The 16,338-nt window shown below is 67.0% G+C and carries 15 protein-coding genes; 5 read left to right on the top strand and 10 right to left on the bottom strand.

Annotation, left to right across the window (positions count from 1 at the left end; translation table 11 throughout):
- Position 1 precedes the first annotated feature (1 nt).
- From ACO056_RS15950 to ACO056_RS15930, 5 genes are all read right to left on the bottom strand, one after another.
- On the bottom strand, positions 2–478 hold the full coding sequence (locus ACO056_RS15950; protein ID WP_421848471.1) for a type II secretion system protein: 477 nt from the start codon (positions 476–478) through the stop codon (positions 2–4).
- Between the two features lie 3 nt (positions 479–481).
- Positions 482–910 carry a type II secretion system major pseudopilin GspG gene (gene gspG, locus ACO056_RS15945; RefSeq protein WP_421848469.1) on the bottom strand — a complete coding sequence of 143 codons (429 nt, stop codon included), beginning with the start codon at positions 908–910 and terminating at the stop codon, positions 482–484.
- Positions 907–2,121: a type II secretion system F family protein gene (locus ACO056_RS15940; RefSeq protein ID WP_421848467.1), complete on the bottom strand. Its 1,215-nt coding sequence runs from the start codon at positions 2,119–2,121 to the stop codon at positions 907–909. Before ACO056_RS15940 ends, gspG begins: the two co-directional genes overlap by 4 nt.
- Positions 2,122–2,126: 5 nt before the next feature.
- The gene (locus ACO056_RS15935) at positions 2,127–3,887 is read right to left on the bottom strand and encodes a GspE/PulE family protein (RefSeq protein ID WP_421848465.1); all 1,761 of its coding nucleotides are present in this window, start codon (positions 3,885–3,887) and stop codon (positions 2,127–2,129) included.
- A gap of 263 nt (positions 3,888–4,150) precedes the next feature.
- Positions 4,151–4,852, bottom strand: coding sequence for a DsbA family protein (locus ACO056_RS15930; RefSeq protein WP_421848463.1), 702 nt, complete (start codon positions 4,850–4,852; stop codon positions 4,151–4,153).
- Positions 4,853–4,993: 141 nt separating this feature from the next.
- Here ACO056_RS15930 and modA point away from each other — a divergent pair, with 141 nt between their 5' ends.
- Genes modA through ACO056_RS15915 form a run of 3 tightly spaced genes read left to right on the top strand, consistent with a single transcriptional unit; the run spans position 4,994 to position 7,105 of the window.
- Positions 4,994–5,776, top strand: a complete 783-nt coding sequence (modA, locus tag ACO056_RS15925) for a molybdate ABC transporter substrate-binding protein (RefSeq protein ID WP_421848461.1) — start codon at positions 4,994–4,996, stop codon at positions 5,774–5,776.
- Positions 5,777–5,793: 17 nt separating this feature from the next.
- Positions 5,794–6,489, top strand: a complete 696-nt coding sequence (gene modB / locus ACO056_RS15920) for a molybdate ABC transporter permease subunit (protein WP_421848459.1) — start codon at positions 5,794–5,796, stop codon at positions 6,487–6,489.
- Positions 6,479–7,105, top strand: coding sequence for an ATP-binding cassette domain-containing protein (locus ACO056_RS15915; RefSeq protein ID WP_421848457.1), 627 nt, complete (start codon positions 6,479–6,481; stop codon positions 7,103–7,105). Before modB ends, ACO056_RS15915 begins: the two co-directional genes overlap by 11 nt.
- 64 nt (positions 7,106–7,169) lie before the next feature.
- On the opposite strand, the gene ACO056_RS15910 is transcribed toward ACO056_RS15915, so the two are convergent.
- The 5 genes from ACO056_RS15910 to ACO056_RS15890 all read right to left on the bottom strand — a co-directional run bounded on the left by ACO056_RS15910 (position 7,170) and on the right by ACO056_RS15890 (position 14,844).
- Entirely contained in the window at positions 7,170–9,203 is a 2,034-nt protein-coding gene (locus tag ACO056_RS15910) for a potassium transporter Kup (protein WP_421848455.1), read from the bottom strand.
- A 68-nt stretch (positions 9,204–9,271) separates the two neighbouring features.
- Positions 9,272–11,056: a TolC family protein gene (locus ACO056_RS15905; RefSeq protein WP_421848453.1), complete on the bottom strand. Its 1,785-nt coding sequence runs from the start codon at positions 11,054–11,056 to the stop codon at positions 9,272–9,274.
- A gap of 11 nt (positions 11,057–11,067) precedes the next feature.
- A complete protein-coding gene (locus tag ACO056_RS15900; protein ID WP_421848451.1) occupies positions 11,068–12,417 on the bottom strand; it encodes an HlyD family type I secretion periplasmic adaptor subunit in 1,350 nt (449 codons plus the stop codon).
- Positions 12,414–14,189 (bottom strand): type I secretion system permease/ATPase, encoded by a 1,776-nt coding sequence (locus tag ACO056_RS15895; protein WP_421848449.1) that lies wholly within the window; start codon positions 14,187–14,189, stop codon positions 12,414–12,416. Before ACO056_RS15895 ends, ACO056_RS15900 begins: the two co-directional genes overlap by 4 nt.
- Before the next feature lie 283 nt (positions 14,190–14,472).
- Positions 14,473–14,844 carry a hypothetical protein gene (locus tag ACO056_RS15890; RefSeq protein ID WP_421848447.1) on the bottom strand — a complete coding sequence of 124 codons (372 nt, stop codon included), beginning with the start codon at positions 14,842–14,844 and terminating at the stop codon, positions 14,473–14,475.
- A gap of 183 nt (positions 14,845–15,027) precedes the next feature.
- Here ACO056_RS15890 and ACO056_RS15885 point away from each other — a divergent pair, with 183 nt between their 5' ends.
- Both ACO056_RS15885 and ACO056_RS15880 read left to right on the top strand, forming a co-directional pair.
- On the top strand, positions 15,028–15,468 hold the full coding sequence (locus ACO056_RS15885; RefSeq protein ID WP_421848445.1) for a protocatechuate 4,5-dioxygenase subunit alpha: 441 nt from the start codon (positions 15,028–15,030) through the stop codon (positions 15,466–15,468).
- The gene (locus ACO056_RS15880) at positions 15,465–16,310 is read left to right on the top strand and encodes a class III extradiol dioxygenase family protein (RefSeq protein WP_421848443.1); all 846 of its coding nucleotides are present in this window, start codon (positions 15,465–15,467) and stop codon (positions 16,308–16,310) included. The genes ACO056_RS15885 and ACO056_RS15880 overlap by 4 nt, the downstream gene beginning before the upstream one ends.
- Positions 16,311–16,338 lie beyond the last annotated feature (28 nt).

Raw genomic sequence — 16,338 nt, 5'->3', positions numbered from 1 at the left:
TTCAAACTCCGCTCTCGCCGGTCGGCAAGGCCGCCTGCAACCGGCCGCCTGCGCGCGACACTTCAAGCGTCGGCGCATCACGCCCGCTGCCAAGGACGAGCCGGCCGCCCGTCGTGCTGCCATCGGGGTAGAACAGGATGGTCTGCGGCCGCACGGTAAGCCGGATCAGCCCCGTGCTATCGAGCGTGATCCGGCGCGCGCCGCCAATCAGCAGCGCAGCGCCGCCCGGATCCGCCCGCAGCGTCACCGGCGCGCCGCTGCGCAGTGCCATCGCCCGCGCCGCTTCCGCGCCCGCCGCCACTTGCTCGCGCGCCACCCGTTGCCGCACCGCAAAGCGCGCGGTTTCGATCTGCGGATAGAGCAGCCCCGCGATCAGCCCGGTGATCGCCAGCACGACAAGCATTTCCAGCAGCGTGAAGCCACCGTGAGTGCCGGAAGGCCGGGGAAGGACCGGGGGAAGGTTGAGCGCGCGCTGCATGGCCTACCAGTTGCCGAGGTCCTTGGCCTCACCCGTGCCGCCCTCTGCGTTGTCCGATCCCAGGGTGTAGACGTCGATCTCGCCGTGCTTGCCCGGATTGGCGTAGCGATAGGGGTTGCCCCAGGGATCGGTGAGCGCCGCGGTATTGGGCAGGTATGGCCCGCGCCAGTTCGGCATGCCGGCGGGCTGGGTGACGAGCGCCTGCAGGCCTTCCTGCGCGCTCGGGTAGCGCCCCGCATCGAGCCGCAGCAGCTTCATCGCCGCGTCGACGTTTTTGACCTGGACCGAGGCTGTCTCGCTCCGCGAGCTCGAAAGGTACTTGATCACCTGCGGCCCGACGATCGCATAGAGCAGGCCGAGAATGGCGAGCACGACCAGCAGTTCCAGAAGGGTAAAGCCGTTGCGCGCGGGGATCGTGTTCCGGGTTCTCATTGTGCCACCGCCAAATCGTTGAAGCCGAGGATTGCCGACAGGATCGAGGCGACCATGGCCGCAACCAGCGCGCCGAGCGCGACGACGATGACCGGCGTCGCCACTGCAATCACCCGCTCGAGCCGCGCTTTCACATCGCGGTCGAGCACTGTGCCGAGCCGCGCGAGCATGGGGCCGAGCTGCGAGGTTTCTTCGCCGGTGCGGATGAAGCTGAGCGCCATGCCGGGCAGCACGCGCCGCTCGGCCAGTGGGGCGGCAAGCCCGCCGCCCTGGCGGACGATATCGGTTACTTCACCGATCCCGGCGTTCATGTGGCGATTGGTCAGGGTGCGGCGGGCGAGTGCCAGGGCATTCGGCAGCGGCACGCCGCCTTCGATCAGCGCGCCAAGGCTGCGGGCAAAGCGCACGGTCTCGATATTGCGGATGAGCAGGCCAATCTGCGGCACATCGAGGATCACCCGGTCGAACCAGGCCTTGCCGCCCGGCCGCGCCAGTGCCGCGCGCGCGGTCAGGCCCGCGCCTGCCAGCACGGCGAGGATGGCGAGGCCATGCGCACGCACGAACCGGCTGGCGCCCATCACGATGCGCGAGGCGGCGGGCAGCTTGCCCGGCGGTGCGGAAGCGAACAGCCCTTCGAACTGCGGCACCACGAACAGCAGCATGAGAAGGATCACGCCGAGCGCGATCACCCCGAGCGCGAGGGGGTAAGTCATGGCAGCGCCGATCTGGCGGCGCTGTTCGTCGGCCTGCTCCAGCATCTGTGCGAGCCGGGCCAGCGCCTCACCCAGCTTGCCGTTGGCCTCACCCGCTTCGGTCATCGCGGGGGCAAGGCCGGGGAAGAGATCGGGCTGCGCAGCTAGCGCGGCCGAGAGCGGCTTGCCCTCGCGCACCGCCACCAGCACTTCGGCAAGGCGCGCGCGCAGCAGCGGCTGCTCGACATTCTCGACCGCGATGGCAAGCGCCCGGTCTAGCGGCAGGCCCGCCTGCAGCAGCACGCCGAGTTCGGCAAACACATTGGTGATGAGGCGGGCGGGCGTCTTGCCGCGGCGCTTGCGGGCGGCTGGCGAACCCGGCTTCGGCTCGGCGATTTCGATCGGGCGCATGCCGGACTTGCGCATCGTGGCGATCGCGTCCGCGCGGCTCGCCGCTTCGATCTGGCCGGAAATGGCCGTCCCGCTCGCGCCCAGCGCCCGGTACTGGAAGGTGGCCACCCCGCTCAGTCCTCGCTCGCCACGCGCAGCACTTCTTCGAGCGCGGTAAGCCCGCGGCGCGCCTTGGCGATGCCGTCCGCGCGCAGCGTGCCGAACCCGGCGCGCGCTGCCGCTTCGGCAATCGCGCGGGTATCGGCGCGCTGGAGGATCAACGCGGCCATGTCGCGGTCGACGCGGATGAACTCGAACACGGCGGTGCGCCCGGCATAGCCCGAGCCCTTGCATTGCGGGCAGCCGACGGGGCGATAGAAGGTGTGGTCCTCGCCGGGGTGCGCTGCGATCCCCAGCCGCTCCAGCAGCGCGGGGCCGGCTTCATACGGTTCGCGGCAATGCGGGCAAAGCCGCCGCACCAGCCTTTGCGCCAGCACGCCCGTCAGCACCGAGGAGAGGAGAAACGGCTCCACCCCCATGTCGAGCAGGCGCGTGACGGCGCCCGCCGCGGTGTTGGTGTGCAAGGTCGAGAGGATCATGTGGCCGGTGAGCGCAGCCTGCACCGCGATCTGCGCGGTCTCGCTATCGCGGATTTCGCCGACCATCATGACATCCGGGTCCTGCCGCAGGAACGAGCGCAGCGCGGCGGAGAACGTGTAGCCGATGGCGGGGTTGATCTGGCTCTGCACCACGCCGGGAAGGCGGTATTCGATCGGGTCTTCGATCGTCATCAGCTTGCGTTCGGGCGCATTGAGGTGCGCGAGCGCGGCGTAAAGCGTCGTCGTCTTGCCCGAGCCGGTTGGCCCGGTCACCAGCATGATGCCGTGCGGCTGGGCCAGAGCGGCGAGGAATTGCGCTTCAAGCTTCGCGTCAAAGCCCAGCGACCTGGGTTCGAGCGCGAGGTTCGCACGGTCGAGGATGCGCATGACGACGCTTTCGCCGTGGATCGAGGGCGCGGTCGCGACGCGTAAGTCGATCTCGTGGCCACGCACCGTCAGCCGCAGCCGCCCGTCCTGCGGGAGCCGGCGCTCGGCGATGTTGAGGCCGGCCATGACCTTGATGCGGCTCACCACCGGCGCGCGCATCGCGGCGGGCTTGGGCGCCATCTCGCGCAAAAGGCCATCGAGGCGGAAGCGCACGGCAAGGCGGTCCTCGGTCGGCTCGAGGTGAATGTCGGAGGCGCGGGCATCGACGGCATCGGCAATCAGACGGTTGACCGCGCGGATCACCGGCGCGTCGCTCACCAGGTCCTTCAGCCGCTCGAGATCGCCTTCGTCGACTTCGTCTTCGACCCCGGCAATCACTTCGGCGCGGTAGAGCCGGTCGATGGCGGCATCGATGTCACCGCCGCGCGCCACGCAGCGCTCGACCCGGCGGCCGGTGGCAAAGGCGATGCCTTCCACCGCATCACGGTCCAGCGGATTGGCCATGGCGACCACCACCGCCGTGCCTTCGATGCGCAGAGGGAGGGCGCGGCGATCACGCAGGAACGGGGCGGAAACCTCGGGAACGGGTGCGGTTTGCTCCGGGAAGCTTGCGGCATCCACCAGCGCCAGCCCCAGTGCACGGGCGAGGGCACCGGCCAGCGCATCCTCTGAAATCAGGCCGAGCCGGGTGACGATCTTGTCCAGCGTTTCGCCGGTTTCGGCTTCGACGAGCCGCGCGCGTGCCAGCGCTTCCTCGGGCATCGCGGCCTCGCACCGCAGGATCGCGACAAGGCTGGCGGCCTCCGGGTTTGCCCCGGCGTTTTCAGCGGAAAGGCTGTCTGCCTCGCTCACCAGCCCGGCACCGCCGCCCGCCGCAAGCGAAGCAAGGGGAAGGGCGGCGGCGGACACCGACTATCGAACCTTGCGCGGCGCTGCGCACGATCCGCATCCGGCAATCCAGCGGCGGCAGAATTTATGCGCAGCATGTGACAAATCCATCCCCCGACCAGCGCCCCATGTTACCCTATTGAATGCGCTGCTTAGCACTGAAACTTGGCCGAAAATGCAGCAATCCGCAACACGCGCAAGTGAGGGGCTTGCGCGGTCCGGATCAACTGATTGTCACAAAAGCCGCAGGCCGGATTTCCGGCCGCGCAGAGGTGGCGTCGGGCCTAGTCTGCGCCCTGTGCGCCAAGCGCGCGGATCACGCGCGAAATCTCTTCTTCCGGGATTGCGCCTTCGGTCATCGCCATGGTCCCGGTGCGATTGTCGCGCACCACGATGGCGGGCGTTCCGGTCACTCCGGCGGCATTGGCGGCCTCGAACTCCTGTCCGAGCGCCTCGATCGTTTCCGGCGCATGGACGCAGGCGCCGAGCGCCTGCACATCGCGCACCCCGGCCTCCCGCGCGAGGGCTTCCACGCTGGTTCCGGCGGACGGGGGAAGGCCGGCGCCATTGGTCCTGGTCAATTCCATGTAGCGGTCGAGAAAGCGGTAGTAGCCCGGTGTCGGGGTCTGCCGACCGACGCAGAGCGCCGTTGCCGCCGCGATGAACGCGGCCTGCCCATGCATCGGCAGCGGCAACAACCGCACCGCAAGGTTCACCCGGCCGCCGCTGGCATCGACAACCTTTTCCGGCGTCCGTCCCAGCATCTTGCAGTAGGGGCATTCGGGATCGAGCCAGACGATCACGCTGAAATCACTCGCCGGTTGCCCGTAAACCGGTTCACGCGCCGCATCGACCGGCGCGACCGTCCCGGCGCCGTGCCAGATCGAACCGGGCTCGGCGTTCGCCGTAACCGGCGCTCCAACGAGGGCGACAAGGGCGGTCGCCGCCAGCAGCGGGCGGGCCAGAACAGAGCGGAGAGTGAACATCGGCGGGCCTTCGGCTGAAACTGTGTAACGGGCATGACAGCGGGACTTCGCCGATCGCCGGGGAGCATAGGCTGCGAAATGGCTCTAGGCAATTTGGCGCGATCTTGTATATCCCGCAATATAGCTGACTGGAGTTCCTGCGTGCTGTCTCTCTTCCGCCGTATCCGCCAAAGTCTTGCCCTGTGCGCGCTCCTGCTCGCCGCGCTCGCTTCTCCCGCGCATGCCGAGGAGCGCGGACCGCTCGTGCTGGCGGCCGCCAGCCTGCAGGAAGCGCTGACCGCTGCGGCCGATAGCTGGGCGAGGAAGGGCCACGCGCGGCCTGTGCTGTCGTTTGCCGCCTCCTCCGCACTCGCGCGCCAGATCGCGGCCAAGGCCCCGGCCGATCTGTTCCTGTCCGCCGATCAGGAGTGGATGGACTATATCGCCGCCCGCAATTTGATCGTCTCGACCACCCGGGCCGATCTCCTGACCAACCGCCTTGTCATCGTTGCCCCGGTCAAGAGCCGGGTAAACCTCGTCGTCCGGCCCGGCTTCCCGCTGGCGGCGGCGCTCGGCGGCGGGCGGCTTGCGCTGGCCGATCCCGATGCCGTTCCCGCCGGTCGCTATGCCAAGGAAGCGCTGACGAGCCTCAAGGTCTGGCCGAGTGTCGAGGGCAGCGTGGCCCGCGCCGAAAACGTGCGCGCCGCGCTGGCGCTGGTGGCGCGCGGTGCGGCGCCGCTCGGCATCGTCTATGCCACCGATGCACGGGCGGAAAGCGCGGTCCGCGTGGCAGGCTGGATTCCGGCGAACATGCATGCGCCGATCGTCTATCCGCTCGCCCGCCTCGCCGCCTCGACCAATCCGGAGGCAGAAGGCTTTCGCCGCTACCTCGTTTCGACGGAAGGCAAGGGCATCTTCCGCCGCTACGGCTTCGGTACGCGCTGAGCGCCGAAGGGTCCGGCATGGGCATGACCGCCGAGGAGTGGGGCATTGTCATGCTCTCGCTGCAGGTCAGCCTCGCGGCGATCTGCGGCGCGCTGCCGCTGGCCTTCGTGCTTGCGTGGGTGCTCGCGCGGCTGCGCTTTCCGGGCAAGATCCTGCTCGACGGGCTAGTCCACCTGCCGCTGGTGCTGCCGCCGGTGGTGATCGGCTGGCTGCTGCTGATCGCCTTCGCGCCCGATGGTCCTGGCGGGCGCCTGCTCGCCCTGTTCGGGGTGAGCGTGCTGTTCCGCTGGACGGGCGCAGCCATCGCGGCGGCTGTCATGGCGCTGCCGCTGATGGTTCGCGCGATCCGGCTCAGCCTCGAAGCGGTCGATCCCCGGCTCGAGCAGGCCGCGCGCACCTTGGGCGCCGGGCGTGCGCGCACTTTCGCCACGATCACGCTGCCGCTGGCATCGCCCGGCGTGCTGGCCGGCGCGGTGCTCGGCTTCGCGCGCTCGCTGGGTGAGTTCGGCGCGACGATCACGTTCGTTTCCAACATCCCGGACGAAACGCGCACCCTGCCGCTGGCGATCTACGCCGCGCTGCAGCTCCCCGGCGGCGACAGCGCGGTCTGGCGGCTGGCGGCGCTGGCAGTGGTGCTCTCGCTGGGCGCGCTGGTGGCGTCGGAAGCGCTGACGCGGGCTTCGGGGCAGGGCAGGGGAAGTCATGTCCTTTGACATCGACCTGACTCTGAAGCGGGGCGAGCGCACGATTGCCTGCCGCTTTGCCGCGCCGACCGGGATCACCGCGCTGGTGGGACCATCCGGCGCGGGCAAATCAAGCGTGCTGGAGGCGATTGCCGGCCTGTTGCGGCCCACGGCTGGCCGCATCGTTGTCGGCGGCGCAGTGCTTTACGACAGCGCGGCGGGCGTGAACCTCCCCCCCGAGGCGCGCGCCTGCGGCATGGTGTTCCAGGACCTGCGCCTGTTCCCGCACCGCCGCGTGCGCGACAACCTGACCTATGGCGAGAAGCTCGCCCCGCCCGAACGCCGCTTCCTGAGCCTCGACGAAGCGGCGGCTTTCCTCGACATTGCCCCGCTGCTCGGCCGCCGCCCGCGCACGCTTTCGGGCGGCGAGGCGCAGCGTGTCGCAATCGGCCGCGCGCTGCTTTCAGGCCCGCGCTTCCTGCTCATGGACGAACCGCTCACCGCGCTCGATGATGCGCGGCGCGAGGCGATCATCGCGGTGATCGAGCGCATCCGGGCCGAACTTGCGCTGCCGATCCTGCTTGTGAGCCACGACCGCGCCGATGTTGCCCGGCTGGCGGATCAGGTGGTGGAGCTTCGGCCCTGAGGTTGTTCTGCGCCCTCACTTCGAAGGTGGGGAAATAACCTCGGTTTGACGGCCCGGGCTGTCGTCAAATCTCCAGCTGGCTGCCCAGCTCGATCACCCGGTTGGTTGGCAGGCGGAAGAACACCATCGCGCTTTCCGCGTTGCGCACCATCCACGCGAAGAGCTTCTCGCGCCAGATCGCCATGCCCGGCCGCTTCGAGGCGATCAGTGTCTGGCGGGCGAGGAAATAGCTCGTCTCCATCGGCTTGAACGGCCCGCCCGCGCGCGTCTCTGCCGAGAGTTCGGCGGGCACGTTGGCTTCATCCATGAAGCCGATGCGGATGATCATGCGGTAGAAGCCGTGGCCGAGGTCTTCGACTTCGCGCCGCCGCTCGGGCGGCACATGCGGAACGTTCTGCGTCTCTACCGTCAGCACCACCACGCGGTCGTGCAGGATGTGGTTGTGCTTGAGATTGTGCAGCAGCGCGGGTGGAATGCCTTCCGCGTTCGAGGCGAGGAACACCGAAGTGCCGGCCACGCGCCGCACTTTCTGGCAGACCGAACCGAGGAAGATGTCGAACGGCATCGAATCCTCGGCCAGCCGCTCACGCAGGATGCGGCGCCCGGTTGCCCAGGTCGTCAACATGGTGAAGGCGATCCCGGCGACCACCAGCGGGAACCACCCGCCATCGGGGATCTTGGTGATGTTCGACGCAAAATAGGCGCCATCAACCAGCAGAAACAGGCCGGTGAAGAAACCTGCCACCAGCGGCGGCCAGCGCCAGACCAAGAACGCCAGCACGCCGAACATGCATGCGGTGATGAACATCGTCCCCGTAACCGCGATACCGTAAGCCGAGGCGAGGTTGCCCGAAGTCTTGAAGCTCAGCACCAGCAGCACGACCAGCACCAGCAGCGCCCAGTTCACCATTGGCACATAGATCTGCCCCGCCGCGCTCGCGCTCGTATGGCGGATGCGGATACGCGGCAGGTAGCCCAGTTGCACCGCCTGCTGCGAAACCGAGAACGCACCGGAGATGACCGCCTGGCTGGCGATCACCGTTGCCATCGTCGCCAGCAACACCAGCGGCAGGCGCAGCGCTTCAGGCGCGAGCAGGAAGAAGGGGTTCTCCACCGTCTCGGGATGGCGCAGCATCATGGCCGATTGGCCGAGGTAGTTGATGAGGAGGCACGGGAACGCCATGCCGAGCCATGCCAGCGTGATCGCGCGGCGGCCGAAATGGCCCATGTCGGCATAAAGCGCCTCGGCTCCGGTCACTGCGAGCACGATCGAGCCGAGCGCGAGGAACGCCAGCATCGGATCGAGCAGGAAGAAATGCACGGCGTGGAGCGGATTGAGCGCCCAGAGGATCTCCGGCGCCTGCAGGATCCCGGTCACCCCCAGCACGGCGATGGTGAGGAAATAGATCACCATGACCGGCCCGAACAGCTTGCCCACTGCGGCCGTCCCGCGCGACTGGATCGCGAAGAGGCCGAACAGGATCGCAATCGAGATCGGCAACACGAATTGCTCGAAGCCGGGGTGGACGACTGTCAGCCCCTCGACCGCCGAAAGCACGGAAACCGCCGGCGTGATGATCGCATCGCCGAAGAACAGCGCTGTCGCGGTCAGCCCGAGCATGACCATCACGTACGTCCAGCGCGTATCGGACATGCAGCGGCTCACCAGCGCGAGCAGGGCGAGGCTGCCGCCTTCGCCCTTGTTGTCCGCGCGCAGGATCATGAACACGTACTTCACCGTCACGATCAGGATCATCGTCCAGAACACGAGGCTGAGCACGCCGAAGATGTGCGTCTGGTCCACCTTCAGCGGATGGTGACCGATGAAGCTTTCCTTCAGCGAATAGAGCGGCGAGGTGCCGATATCGCCGAACACGACGCCGATCGCGCCGATGGAGAGGGCTGCGATGCCTTCTGAATGCGGGCCCTCGGAATGTGGGCCCTCGGACTGGTGATCATGGCAAGCATCGCTGCTCCCGGCGGATGGCTCCACCTCCGGCTGCGGGCTGGTTGCGGGCGTCGCGGCGGCTGCCGCATCGACGTCGCTGGATTCGGGGCTGGATTCGGGGCTCTCACCCTGAGTCGCGTTGCTGTCCATCGCCGCGCCGCTACTCCTCCCGGTTTGCACTTGCGAGAACTATTTTCCGGGCACCGGCCACGCCGCGCCTATGGCTTGGGAGGCGCGGCCGCAGCCTGGTCCGCCGGAGAGGCGGCCGGGGCGACCAACTGGTCGGCCGGGACGATCACGATGGACGGTGCCATGCGTGCTCCCGCCGGATCGCGCACCGGCCGGGCGGCCGCGCGCTCGGTAATCGCCTCCGCATCCAGATCGCCAAGAATCGGCGTCATCACTGGTATATCGCCGCTGTGCCGAACCCTGCCGAGATGGCGATCCGCATCATAGCGCGCGCCATCGGGCATCAGCCAGCTTTGCTCAAGTGCGCCCGCCGCAGCCAGCACGCGCGCCTTCGCGATATAGGCATTGGCAACCGCCGTGTTCGAATTGCTCCGTGCCACGAGCAGTTCGCGCGCGAGGTCCAGCACGTCGAGCGTGGTGATAAGGCCCGCGCGCTGCTGCAGGACCGCGCCTTCATAGGCCTTGCGCGCCGAATCCTCGGCATCCCGGTAGCTCGCGATGCCGGCCTGCTGCGCCTGCCAGTCGTTCCACGATGCAGCGAGGCTCGCCCGGCTCTCACGCAGTGAGGAATCGAGGAGGCGCCAGTCCGCATCGTTTGCCGCCGCCGCCTCGCTGAGCCGCGCGCGGCGCAGACCGCTTTCGAAGATTGGCCCGGAGATGATGAACTGCCCGCGCACATCTCGCTGCCGCAGATCATCGTTGTAGGCGCTCTGCGAGCCGTAAGTGGCGCTACCCTGGAAATCGATGCGCGGCAGAAGATCGGCCTTGGCGGCGGCGAGGCTCGAGCGCGAAACCTTCTCGCGCGCTTGCGCCGCGAGGATCACCGGGCTGTGCGTTTCGGCGAAAGCGTAGGCTTCCTCAAGCTGGCGCACCGGCAGCTGGAGCGGGTTGGGCGGGACGAGCTCGCCCGCCGGCATGCCGACCATGCGCAGGAAGCTCGCTTCGCTCGAGGCGGCATCGCGCTGCGCCGCGTAGACCTGCGCCTGCCCGAGCGCGACCCGGGTGGAGATCTGCTGGACGTCTGTCGCGGTCACTTCGCGCACCGCGAGCCGCGCTTTGTTGTCTTTCAGCTGGCGCTCCAGCGCGGCAAGGTTGTCCTTGGCGATGATCACCGCCGCCCGGTCGCGCAGCACGCCGATATAGGCTGTGATCGCATCGAGCAGCGCTTGCTGTTCGGTCGAGCGCAAGACCTGCCGCTGAAAGTCCAGCTGGGCGCGCGAGTTGCGCTCCTGCGAAGCATTGCGGCCGAAGGTGAACAGCGGCTGGGTGAGGATGGCGGAGGCCGTCGTGCTCCAGCCGGACAAGGCGATCGCGGGACCAAGCCGCTGCTGGAACCTGTCATACTGCCATTGCGCGGCGAGGCTGTAGTCGAGCTTGGGACCATAATTGGCCCGCGCCTGCACCACGCGGTAGTCGTAGCTCTTCACCGTTGCCCGCTGGGCCAGCAGCGCCGGCGAAGTCCAGTAGGCAAGCCGCAGCGCCTCGGTCAGCGAGGTAACCGGCGCCCCGCTGGCCGCGCGTTCGGCGACGTCGGCAGGGGTTTCCGCCGGCAGTTCGGGGCGAACCGCAATGCGATCGGCCTCGGGCACGGTGCTGTCTGTGGTATCGTCCGCCGCATCGCCTCTGATATCGCCACGATCGCGGCCGCTGTCAGGATCATCGGCGCCATAGCTGCCCCCCGGCGCGCCGGTATCGGGCGGCCCCTGCATGGGGGGCGTGGGCGCGGGCATGTTCTGCGCAAAGGCAGGGGCAATCACGGCGCAGGCCGCACAGGCAGCCAGCAGCGCGCTTCGCAAGGGAAGGGGAGCGATCACCGTCTTGCCGCTCAGTTGTCGCGGAAGGCGCGCATGAACTGGTCCATGAACGGCTTCGTGACGTAGGAGAGCATCGAACGGTTGCCCGTTTCGATATAGACTTCTGCCGGCATGCCGCTGCGCAGTGCAAGGCCTTCCTTCTTCACTGCGGCCTGATCGACTTCAATCCGCACCATGTAATAGGCCTGCCGGGATTCGGGGTTTTCGGTGCGGTCGGTCGCCACATATGTGACTTTGCCGAGGATCTCGGGCGTGGTCGGCCGGTTGAACGATGTGAAGCGGACTCGCGCGGTCTGGCCCTTCAGCGTCTGGTCGATGTCATTCGGGCTGATCATCGCTTCCACCACGAAGGTATCGCGATCGGGCACGATTTCCATGATCGGTTCAGCCGGACGCACCACATCGCCGATCGCGGCAAAGGCGATCTTCTCGATCACCCCGGTATAAGGCGCGCGGATCTCGCTGCGGTCCTGCTGGTCAGACGCGGCCACGCTGCGCAGTTGCTGCTGGTTGAGCGCGGTATTGACCTGCGCGAGATCCGTGCCGGCCTGCACGCGCCGCGTCTGGCCAAGCTGGATCGATTGCTCCTGCGCTTCGGTGATCTTGGCGCGCGCCTGCGCGATCTGGGCCTGAAGCGAGCCGACATTGCCGTCGAGATCGACCGCGGTGCGTTCCAGCTGGTTCAGGCGGTTGATCGTGACGAGCTGCTTGTCCCACAAATCCTTCACGCCTTGCCGCTCGGGCTCGATGAGCTTGCGCTGCTGCTTGAGCGCGGCGATCTGCGATTCCAGCCCGCGGATTTCCTCATTATATTGTTGGACGCGCGCGGCGAGCTGTGCGCGCAGGCCCGCTTCCTCGGTCTGGCGGATCGCGAAGAGGCGGGATTCGTCCGCCATCGCCTTGGCCGCGCTGGGGCTCTTCGAATTGGTGAGTTCGGGCGGGAACAGCAACTTGCCCGAACCGAGCCGTTCCGCTTCGAGCCGCGCCTTCTGCGCCAGCAGCTGTTCGACCGTGAGGTTGGAATAGATCGCATCGGCGCCCGTCACCCGGTCGTCGAGCCGCATGAGCAGTTGCCCCTGCGTCACGTGCTCACCGTTATGCACATAGATCGCCTTGATCACGCCGCCGGTGGGGTGAGCAATGCGCTTTACGCGCGATTCGACGCCGACCGCGCCGCTGCCGATCACCGCGCCGCCCATCGGGATCAGCGCGGCGAGCAGGAACAGCACGATGAGCAGCGCGCCGACCGTCATCAGCAAGCGCCGCAGCAGTACTGGCGCCTGCGCCTTGTCGGCCCCCTCCTCGCCGAACACCGGCAAAAGCTGGCGTGCGGGATCGGGAATGGTGGCGGGCATGTTCATGCGGTGGCCTCCTTCGCCGGGCTGCTGCCCTGGGCAGAACCTTGGGCCGAGCCCGGCGGTGAGCCCTGCGGTACCTGGCTGGGGGCGTTCTGGGCCTGCATGCGCTGCATCACGTCATCGCGCGGGCCGAAATCGGTCATCCGCCCGGCATTGATCACGGCAAGGTGCGTCGCGGGGCCGAGCGTGGCGGGGCGGTGGGTGATCATGATCACGATCCCGCCGCGTGCGCGCATGCCGGCGATGGCATTGGCCAGCGCCGCATCACCGGCCGCATCAAGGTTGGAATTGGCCTCGTCGAGCACGAGGAGGAACGGATCGCCATACAGCGCGCGGGCAAGGCCAACTCGCTGGCGCTGGCCGGCGGACAATTCCACTGCCCCAGCCGAGACCAGCGTTTCATACCCATCGGGGAGCGCAAGGATGACTTCGTGCATGCCCGCAGCCCTGGCTGCCGCCATAATGCCCTCGGACGTCGCTTCAGGATCGAAGCGCGCGATGTTCTGGCCGATCGTACCGTCAACGAGGTCGACCGTCTGCGGGACGTAGCCGAAATAGCTGCCCAGTGTTTCCGGATCCCATTGGTCGAGCGTTGCTCCGTCGAGCCGGACTTCGCCGCGGTTGGGCTTCCAGATGCCAAGGATCGCGCGCACCAGCGTGGTCTTGCCTGCAGCGCTGGGGCCGATCACTGCCAACACCTGCCCCGGCGCCAACGTGAAGGAGATACCCGACAGCGTAAAGCGCTGCGTACCTGGCGGTGCCACCCAGATATCGCGCACCGAAAGCTCGGCCGAGGGCCGATCAAGCGTGACGCCGCGAGTGGCGGGCTTGCGGAACGTGGTGACCGCCTGCGCGATCCTGCCCCAACCGGTGCGGGCCGCGATGAGGCCTTTCCAGTTGGCAATCGCCTGATCGACCGGCGCAAGAGCGCGGCCCGAAAGCACCGAGGACGCGAGAATCACGCCGCCGCTGGCCTTGCCATCAATCACCAGCAGTGCGCCGACTGTGAGGATCAGCGATTGCAGCAGCATGCGGAACGCTTTGCTAGCCCCGCCAAGCCGCGAGACGGTGCGCGAGAGGTAGGACTGCGCTTCGATAAAGCCGGTTTCCCAGCTTGCCGTGCGGGCCACGAGCCGCTCCTGCATGCCCATGGCGAGCGCGCTTTCGGCAAAGCGGATTTCCGAAAGCGCGGCGGCGGAGCGACGTCCGGTGATGGTCGAAAGCTCCCGCGATCCGGCTTGCGTGCGGCGGTTCGAGATGATCGCAATGCCGGCCATGCTGATCACGCCGGCCAGCGCCGTCACGCCCAGCCACCAGTGCAGGGCGAACAAGACAATCATGAACGTGATCACCCACGGAAGGTCGATCAGCGCGACCGGGCCCTGGCCAGCTAGAAAAGTGTGAATGGAATCAAGGTCTCGCGTGAACTGCAGGCCGTCGCCTTTGTCAGCGCCAGCGCGCAAAGGGCGCGTAACGGTGGCGTAGTGGACAGCTTCGAACAAGTCGTCGTGAACGCCATTGGCAATACCAAGCAGTGCTTCGTTCCGAATTGCCTCGAACACCGATTGGAACGCGTAGACCAGCAGCAGCATGCCGAACAGACCGACCAGCGTCGGCACACTGCGGCTCGGCAAAACCGAGTCATAAACCAGCAGCATGTAGGCAGAACCGGCAAATACCAGCACATTGAGCATGACGCTGGCAATTGCGACCAGAATCAGGCCGCTGCGATAGCGCGCCGCGAAAAGCCGCATGAATTGACGGTCTACGTTCATACTTCCCCTGTCACCCGGCGGCTAACCCATCGGAACCCCACCAGCAAGCGCACTTGCATCCTCATTGGCACCGGACTCGACCAATGCATTACTGCCGTGCGGTCTGGCAAAGGCCGATTGTAACGTAGTTGTCCCTCATCCGGTTCGGAAAATCGCAGTTTTTGACGCCGGATCATAGGTCCGTGACTGCCCGCAGAACATTGTTCAAGCTGACAAGAAACGCCATTAACCCATTGTTAGTAATAGCAAATGGTTAAGCTTTGCAGACAGGCTGCGCCAGCGCTCAGCCCTCGACAGATGGATGAAGGCGGCGGCGCGGAGCTAGCCTGAGCGCGTCGGAAATCTCGATGATCACCGCGACAGCGTGCGCTTCTTCCCCCGTCAGCCCCGCAAAATCGGGGAGGAAGGCCCGCGCTGCCTGAATGAGATTGCCCGGGCTTCGCTCCAGTTCGGAGCGGTACTCGGCAAGCGTGGCGCAACCGTCGATAGCCGCCCAGTCGATTCCGCCCGGCCCCGGCCGCTGGTGAAATGCCCAGAGCGCCTGCACCGCGCGCTCGGCCGCCGTGCGTGCCTGCTCGCCCGCGCCATCGGGCGAGGCGCGCAATTTGAGGTTCTGGCGATAGCGGCGCTGCCGCTCGGCGTTGGAGAGGGCCATACCGGCGGTTTGGCCGCGCACAGCATGCCGCGCAATCCGCAAGACTTGTTACGTAACACTGCCTATCGGGCGGCATTTCATTTTTGCGAAGAATGGATTGACCTTGGTCAATTCGCTGGCGCTCCGGCACCGCTAGATACGAGGATAGCGAGGTTTTCCAACCATCCAGTGAGAGATGCGGCCATGTCATCTTCGTCTGAAACAGGTTCCGATCCGCGAGCCCTGCGCCGCTCCATTCCGGGAACTGCCCTGTTCGACGGCGAACTGGCGGAACGCGGCTTTGCCCTCAACGCGATGTGCTATTCCTTCAACGATGCCGGGAACCGTTCGGCCTTCGTGGCGGGCGAGGACGACTATTGCCGCAAGTATGGCCTGACGCCGGAGCAGCGCGCCGCAGTTGCTGCGCGCGATGTGCCAGCAATGCTCGCGGCCGGCGGCAATGTTTACTACCTCGCCAAGCTTGCCGGCATCTTCGGGCTCAATGTGCAGGATCTCGGCGCACTGCAGACCGGGCGCAGCGTGGCCGAATTCAAGGCGATGCTCGTTGCGGCGCGCGCCGGGGTCGATCCCGCGCTCGGCGGGCTGCATCTCGGCCCACGGGCCCGTCAGGCGGAGACAGCATGATGGCACAAGTTGTCGGAGGATATTTCACCAGCCACGTTCCGGCCATCGGCGGGGCGATCCAGCGCGGAGATCAGGAGGCCGAATACTGGAAGCCCTTTTTCGACGGGCTTCCGCCAGTGCGCCAGTGGCTCGCCGATGTCGCCCCTGATGTCGCAGTCGTGTTTTACAACGACCACGGGCTCAATTTCTTCCTCGATGCCATGCCCACGTTCGCGGTCGGCGCGGCCGCGCGGTACGATAATGCCGACGAGGGCTGGGGCCTGCCGGTCTACAAGAGCTTCACGGGGCACCCGAACCTCTCGTGGCACCTGATCGAGGCGCTGGTCGAGGCCGAATTCGACATCACGACCTGCCAGAAAATGATGGTCGATCACGCGCTCTCGATCCCCTTCGAGCTGGCTTGGCCCGATGCCGGGGCGTGGCCGGTCAAGCTTGTGCCCATCGCGATCAATACCGTGCAGTTTCCGCTGCCATCACCACGCCGATGCTTCGCACTCGGGCGCGCAGTCGGGCAGGCGCTGCGCAGCTGGAAAGGCGATGAACGCATCCTGGTGATGGGCACCGGCGGCCTTTCGCACCAGCTCGAAGGCGCGCGCGCCGGGTTCATGAACCCGGAGTACGACCGGTTCTGCCTCGATCATCTGGCGGAGAACCCCGCTGCGCTGACCGTGCATTCTGCGGAGGAAGTGGCCGAGCTGGCCGGCACGCAAGGGGTGGAAATCCTCAACTGGATCGCCGCGCGCGGCGCGTTGGGCGATGCACCGCAGGCTCTGGTCATGCGCAACTATCACGTGCCGATCAGCAACACCGCTGCCGCTACCGTGGTGCTCGAGCCGGCCTGAAAATCGGCCAGGCGGTCAGCGCGGCGGG

The organism is Novosphingobium sp. (assembly GCF_965228995.1).
Lineage (GTDB): Bacteria > Pseudomonadota > Alphaproteobacteria > Sphingomonadales > Sphingomonadaceae > Novosphingobium.
The sequence above is the reverse complement of the archived record's forward strand: the minus strand, read 5'-3'. Positions and strand labels throughout refer to the sequence as shown.